Source organism: Sphaerospermopsis aphanizomenoides BCCUSP55 (assembly GCF_001586785.1).
GTDB lineage: Bacteria > Cyanobacteriota > Cyanobacteriia > Cyanobacteriales > Nostocaceae > Sphaerospermopsis_A > Sphaerospermopsis_A aphanizomenoides_A.
The window spans coordinates 68,404-74,979 of record NZ_LUFH02000012.1; the positions used below are offsets into that span (position 1 = coordinate 68,404).

Here is a 6,576-nt window from a genome sequence, read left to right on the forward strand (position 1 = left end):
CCGCCCAAACTATAGCTTGGTTTTAGTCTGGGGACACAACTAAACTAATGGCGTAACACTATAACACAAACTGGTCAGTTGTCAGTTAACAGTAACAACTGATCACTTTCTACCTACTACCTTTTGCCTGGTGACTTATCTTTGTCGTAAGTATTGGAGAATTCCTTGAGCGATCGCTTCTGCCATTTGATTTTGATAAGCTGAAGTTCTGAGCTTGGCTGCATCCTCTCTACCGGTTACATAACCTGTTTCTACTAAAATTGAAGGCATAGAACTTTTTCTAAGGACATAAAATCTAGCTTTCCGTACTCTCCGGTCATTGACATTGATACTTTGGAGAATTCTATTATGGACAATTCGAGCTAATGTCAATCCGTTGTCGTAATAATAGGTTTCTAAGCCGCTAACTTCAGGACGACCTGCACCTGCGGAATTAGCATGGATGCTCACAAATACATCAGCATTGGCTCTTTCTGCCATTTGTACTCGTCCTGGAAGGCTGACAAAGTAATCTGAATCTCTGGTTAATATTGCTTGTACGCCATTTTGCTGCAAAATTTCTGCTATCCTTCTACCGATTGGCAAGATGATATCTTTCTCCTCTAATCCGCCAATACCAATTGCGCCTGGGTCTTTACCACCGTGTCCTGGGTCAATGACAACTAATAATTTTCCTTTCGGAACAACAGGACGGCGACGGGGTTGGGGAGTTCTGGTATTTGGATCTGGCAGTTCTACATTATTGGGTGATGGTAGGGGTGGTAAACTGATTGGGGGTCTGATTTGAGCATAGCGTTGTAATTGCAGAGCCACAATTTGATTACCGACTGGGTTGAGTTCTCCAATTCTGACACCTGCTGCCGGCTGGACAAAAATAACTACTGTGTTGGGGGCTTGTGGTTGCAGACGTACCCGCAGTAGAGGGCTATTGGCATTAAAAGTCGGACCTTGGACTCTAGGAGCTAATTTAGCATTGGGAATAGTGATGCGAAATAGTCCAGAGCTTCTATCCCAAGCACCTTGAGCAGATAAATTTCGGTCGGCTTTAATTAGTAGTTGTGTATCATTACCAGCTAATTCTACAGACTCAATGGTGGCTGGGGAGTTATTAATAATTGTGTTTTCTGTGGTGAGCGTCGGTCTTGATGGATTAATACTTTGAGGTAAGCGGACAACACCTTTAGTTGGTAGTAAAACCAGACCTCCAACATCACTGACAGTTACTTGCCAATCGGGGCTATTTCTATCTACCCGTAAAGTCAGACGAACACTGGTTGGTCTGGTTGACGATTGGTTGAATTCAATGCGACTGACACCATGCTCGTTGATAGTGAGATTTTTTTGGGAAAGCAGTGGTGATAAAGTAGCTCCAGCAATATCTACGAATATGGTACTGCGATCCAGGCTACGATTTACCTTAACTTGAGGATTGCCGCCACTGGTGCGAATGAAAAACCCATCTCCTGTGGTTTGTAATTTCTGAATTTGGGTTGTCCGGGCTAAGATGGTTGGTGCTGTGGAAAATTCAGGTTTAGCTTGGGTTTCTATGGTTGCTAAACTGTAAGTGTTATCACTATTATCCCTGGTTGCAGATGGTAATGCTTCTGTTTCTGGTTTTGGTAGTTGTACTGTCCAGCGGTTAGGACTTATGGCGACAAATTTAATTTGTTGGGGGTCGAGGGTATAACCAGGAGTCAGTTCTACTACTAAGCGGGCTGTTGTTGGCTCAAATTGGCCAACGCGAATTGAGCGAATTGCACCACCTATTGGTTGTGTTAACTGCGAGCGCCCAAATTTAGTGTTGGGTAAATCAATTACTAAACGAGTGGGGTTAAAAATTAATTGTGCTTGGGGCTGCACGGCACCTGTTGTATTAATTTCTAATCGGTTTTGATTTTTATCAAACCGCCAAGATTCTAATTGTGCTGCTAAAGTTGGCGAAGATATGAGGAATACAGTTCCAAAAGTACCGGGTAGTAACCAATGTAGTTTCACAATTATTTCTCCTGAGTTGCATTTATAGAAGTGATCAATATCTGAAAATTTTGGCCAATCAACATACTGTCAATACTTGTCACAAGCTTAAATTTAGAATTGGGGATTTTAGATTTATATTCTCTACCACAAGACTATTCTCGGCAGATAAAATTTGATATTAAAATTTGACACTGTAACGAAAATATAAAGACATAATAAATGATTTTTAGATAATAGCTCAAATTGCGAGTTATCTGGTGTGGGTAGGGAAAAAAGTAATTGTTCAAGAGTTAATTGGTCAGCATTCAGTCCTTAGATAGTTCCTAGTGACAGGCTACTCCAATACCAGAATAATATAATCTTTACTTTGTCTCATACTCAATAATACTGATGCAACCGACTTTGTGGTAATTACTGCCTCATGGCTGGTTAGCAGAAGTAGGGCAGGGAGAGATAAGCTGTTAAGGGAATTTCAAATAAAAACATATTCAGCCATTTTGATAGCGTAGCGTGACGTAAGTCATGGGCAGGGGAGTAGGGAAGTAGAGGCAGATGTTCCGGGAAGAAGGATTTATGCTTTGTACCCAAAATTAAAAATATGCTAGTTAAATTTCCCACAGCTGATCATGATCTAGTTTACGGAGAAGAAAAAGCCAGTCAAATTAACTATCACAGCAAGACGAGGCTTGAGAAAAATTAGTTTCCGTTCATTTTCTATCCTTCCACACCTTTGTAAAGTATTCAGCTATCAGTAATCAGTAATCCACTTTCAACTATAGATAGGCAGTTTGGTAATAAAACCGGAACTTTATTTCCATTCCACAAGTGTTGATGAGAGAAATAAAAAGCCTGGGTATTTGTGTTTTTGTTGCATTTTGCTGATAGCTGATAGCTCACTGCTGAATACTTACCTAGGAGACTTACCAGATAGATGTTTCCTCATTTTGAAGTTTGAATTGTTTATACCCTTTGTCTAAACCATTGATTTTTTTTATCATTGCTTTAGTCCTAACCAGATTTGGCTACGGAAAAAATTTCCCCAAATATACTTGTCCATAAATAATTATGGACAAGTCGAAACCAGAAAAAGACTACTTTTATGCAGTTTGCTCTTGAAAAGTTGAGGTAACTTTCCATCTCTAGCTATAGCAGGTAACAGGGAACAGGTGATAGTGTGAACAGTCTAATCTCTGGGTTTGATCATTTGTTGCTGTTCTATGATTCTTTATGCTTCCCCCAACTCTTGCAAAAGTTATATAAAGTTCAGCTAATCACTTACGATATACAGCATATTGCAGATCAATAAGGTACAAATTTTTATGACAAAGCTTTGCACCAAAAGGATTTTACTGCTGACTGCTGAAAGCTGCTGTATGCAAGAGGTTTAATGAGATGTATCAGAGGAAGCGTCTACAGTAGCTGGGGTTTCTGAATCAGGAAAGACAAATCGTAACAGAGGTGGAGCTAAAAAGGTGGTGATAATTACCATCATAATAATTGCTGCTCCTAGTGGTTTTGAAAGCACGCCACTAGCTGCACCAACACCGGCAAATACTAAGCCTACCTCACCTCTGGGTATCATCCCTACACCAATTGCCAAGCGGTTAATTCCAGGTTGACCAAACACGGCTAAACCTGTGATCACTTTACCAATAATGGCAACTGTTATCAGGAAGATTGCCATAATTAAGCCTTCCCGGTTACTGGGAATTGCTGGGTTTAAGACTCCCAAATCAGTTTTTGCGCCGACGGCGACAAAGAAAACTGGTACCAGCATATCGGCAATGGGAATTACTTGTTTTTGCAGTTCTTTGCGTTTATCGGTTTCGTCGAGGACTAAGCCTGCGGCAAAAGCTCCAAGAATGGCTTCTAGATGGATTACAGAGGCAAGGTAGGCCATAATAAAGGCGAAGATAAATGCTGGTATAACCAGTTCACCTCGTGTTTTGAGTTGATCTGCGATCGCTACAAAGGTTTTATTGAAAACATTTCCTAAAATAATCGCACCTAGGAGAAAAGCAGTGGCGCTGATAATCAAGTAAATAACATTGCCTACATCTACTGCACCGTCTTTAGCCAAACTGGCCACTACAGCGAGGACGATAATTCCCAATACGTCATCTATTACTGCTGCACCGAGAATAATCTGCCCTTCTTTAGAATTCAAGCGCCCTAGTTCTGAGAGAACTTTGGATGTAATACCGATACTGGTAGCAGTCAAGGCCGCACCTGCAAAAATAGCTGGTACAGCACTAATACCAAATAAAGTCATTAAGCCAAAAGTCCCGGCGGCAAAGGGTACTGCTACCCCCACAAATGCCACAACTACGGCTTGAATACCAACTGCCATTAGGTCTTTTAAATTGGACTCCAAACCAATTTCAAATAGCAGGATAATCACACCCAGTTCTGCTAACACAGAAACTACTTCTGATTGTGCGGCAAACACCTGTGGAGTGGCTTCTGGAGTTAAACCAGCAGTGATTTGCAAGAAAGTCATAATTAATGAACTGGAACTGTCTGTACCACCTTCTGGGAATACCAACAGATGTAATACAGATGTGCCGATGATCACACCACCGACCAATTCACCCAAAACTGGGGGCAAACCTACTTTGTTTGATAATTCTCCTCCCACTTTGCTGGCGAAGTAAATCACCACTAAACTCAGTAGCACTGCTGCTACTACCATTGAACTGTCTACGGGTTCTGTGACAGTTGCCAACAGAGGAATAGTAAAATGGATTGCACTAAAAAACTGCATTGGTTCTGTAAATATCTTTGATAGTTAAGAGCCAGAGGTCTATTGACTCCATCCCAAACTGTACTGGAATCTTGTTCTAAATCAAAGCAAGAATAGTCTTCTAGTGCTGTTTTTTCAGCAGCCAATACGCCATGATTACATCGCCACACATTTGAGAGTTATTTTTTTAGTTGCCAAAATTGTAACCAAGCAACTTTTTGATTTCGGCAATGTCAAAGTATTAGTAAGGAGTTGAGAATACAGTTTAATGCCATTTTGTGGAAATGCTGTAAATTCTGGAACGCCTGAGTTGGCTATGGATAAATTTTTGAGGAGTGCAAATCTAATGCTCGGAACTACTTTGTCCAGTTCTCGTTTTCCTGTTAGGAAATTTGGAAAAAACCTGTTGTTGATTTTACTGTTATTTGTAATGTTTACTTTACCCGCGTCAGCCGAAGAAAAAGACAAAATATGGCGGACTTTGACTGTAAGTGGTCGAGGGATGGAAACAATTCCCACAACTTTGTCACAAGTTAATTTAGGTGTAGAAATTCAGGGTAAAACAGCCCAAGATGTCCAAAAGGAAGCGGCTCGTAGGTCATCATCTGTGGTATCTCTGCTCAAAAGCAGGAATGTAGAAAAATTAACAACTACAGGTATTCGTCTTAACCCAGTCTATAGTTACACTAATAATGTACAGCGAATTACTGGTTATGCTGCGAGTAATTCTGTGAGTTTTCGTATTCCTAGTGAACAAGCTGGTTCATTATTGGATGAGGCTGTAAAAGTTGGAGCGACGCAAATTAGTGGTGTGAGTTTTGTGGCTAGTGATGAGGCGATCGCCAATGCCCAAAAACAAGCACTTAAAAAAGCTACTCAGGATGCTCAACAGCAAGCTGAAGCTGTACTCAGCAGTTTGGGATTACAACAGAAAGAAATAGTCAGTATTCAAGTTAATAGTGCAAGTGCGCCTCCTCCTATGCTCCAAAGGTATGAAGCGGCTAAACTCGCTACTGCTGACGCTTCTACCCCCATAGTTCCTGGTGAACAAGAAGTACAAGCGTCAGTAACACTGCAAATTAGTTATTAAGAACAGGGAATAGGGAACAGGGAATAGGGAACAGGGAATAGGGAACAGGGAACACGAAAAAAACTAATATAGCCGCCGTGGACAGGGTGTTGAGGACATCAATTGTTAGCGCAGCTTGGCGTAAGCCATTCATGAAACTCCTACTAAAACAGGGTTTTACTCCTGACTCCTGACTCCTGAATCCTGCTGTAATTAGAAGTTATCTGGAGACATATCAGCCATGCCACCATCTCCGTCACGTTTAGAACCTAGTAATTCTAGTTGTTCTACTTGAATAACAGGTGTGGAACGGAGTGTACCTGTTTGGCGATCGCTCCAGGAATCAAATTTCAATGAACCTTTGACCCCAATTAAACTGCCTTTGCGTACATAGTTACCTGCAACTTCAGCCGTTTTCCCCCAAAGTTCTAGGTTAAACCAGTCTGGCTTATCGTTGTTACGCGATCGCCTGTTGACTGCTAGTGTTAATTTACACTTAACTGTACCCGACTCGAAATACTTTATGTCTGGGTCGCCGCCTACACGACCAACAAGGGTGACAACATTGATACTCATGGATTTTTCCTTAAAGTACAAGCGTACTGATTTGATTTTGAATAATATAATAACCCAAGTTGCTAGTTACAAAAAGTAAGGGTGTAGGGGTGTAGAGGTGTAAGGGTGTAGGGGCTAGTAACTGAATCAAAATATCTACCTAAATCAACTCATATCTGATTAAATAGTCAGCTATCATGAGGATATGAGTAAGTTTAAACTATCATCTCTA

Annotated in this window: 4 protein-coding genes; 1 reads left to right on the plus strand and 3 read right to left on the minus strand. The window is 41.0% G+C overall.

Annotated features, from left to right (window positions below; translation table 11 throughout):
• Positions 1-135: 135 nt before the first annotated feature.
• Together A0J48_RS04950 and A0J48_RS04955 are read right to left on the minus strand one after the other, a co-directional pair.
• A complete protein-coding gene (locus A0J48_RS04950; protein WP_200320888.1) occupies positions 136-1,995 on the minus strand; it encodes an N-acetylmuramoyl-L-alanine amidase in 1,860 nt (619 codons plus the stop codon).
• Between the two features lie 1,366 nt (positions 1,996-3,361).
• Complete coding sequence (locus tag A0J48_RS04955) at positions 3,362-4,741, minus strand: cation:proton antiporter (RefSeq protein WP_200320890.1); 1,380 nt, start codon at positions 4,739-4,741, stop codon at positions 3,362-3,364.
• A 325-nt stretch (positions 4,742-5,066) separates the two neighbouring features.
• Between A0J48_RS04955 and A0J48_RS04960 the strand changes: the two genes are divergently transcribed.
• The gene (locus A0J48_RS04960; protein WP_200320892.1) at positions 5,067-5,810 is read left to right on the plus strand and encodes an SIMPL domain-containing protein; all 744 of its coding nucleotides are present in this window, start codon (positions 5,067-5,069) and stop codon (positions 5,808-5,810) included.
• A 192-nt stretch (positions 5,811-6,002) separates the two neighbouring features.
• Here A0J48_RS04960 and A0J48_RS04965 read toward each other — a convergent pair whose 3' ends face one another.
• The gene (locus A0J48_RS04965) at positions 6,003-6,365 is read right to left on the minus strand and encodes a single-stranded DNA-binding protein (protein ID WP_200320894.1); all 363 of its coding nucleotides are present in this window, start codon (positions 6,363-6,365) and stop codon (positions 6,003-6,005) included.
• Positions 6,366-6,576 lie beyond the last annotated feature (211 nt).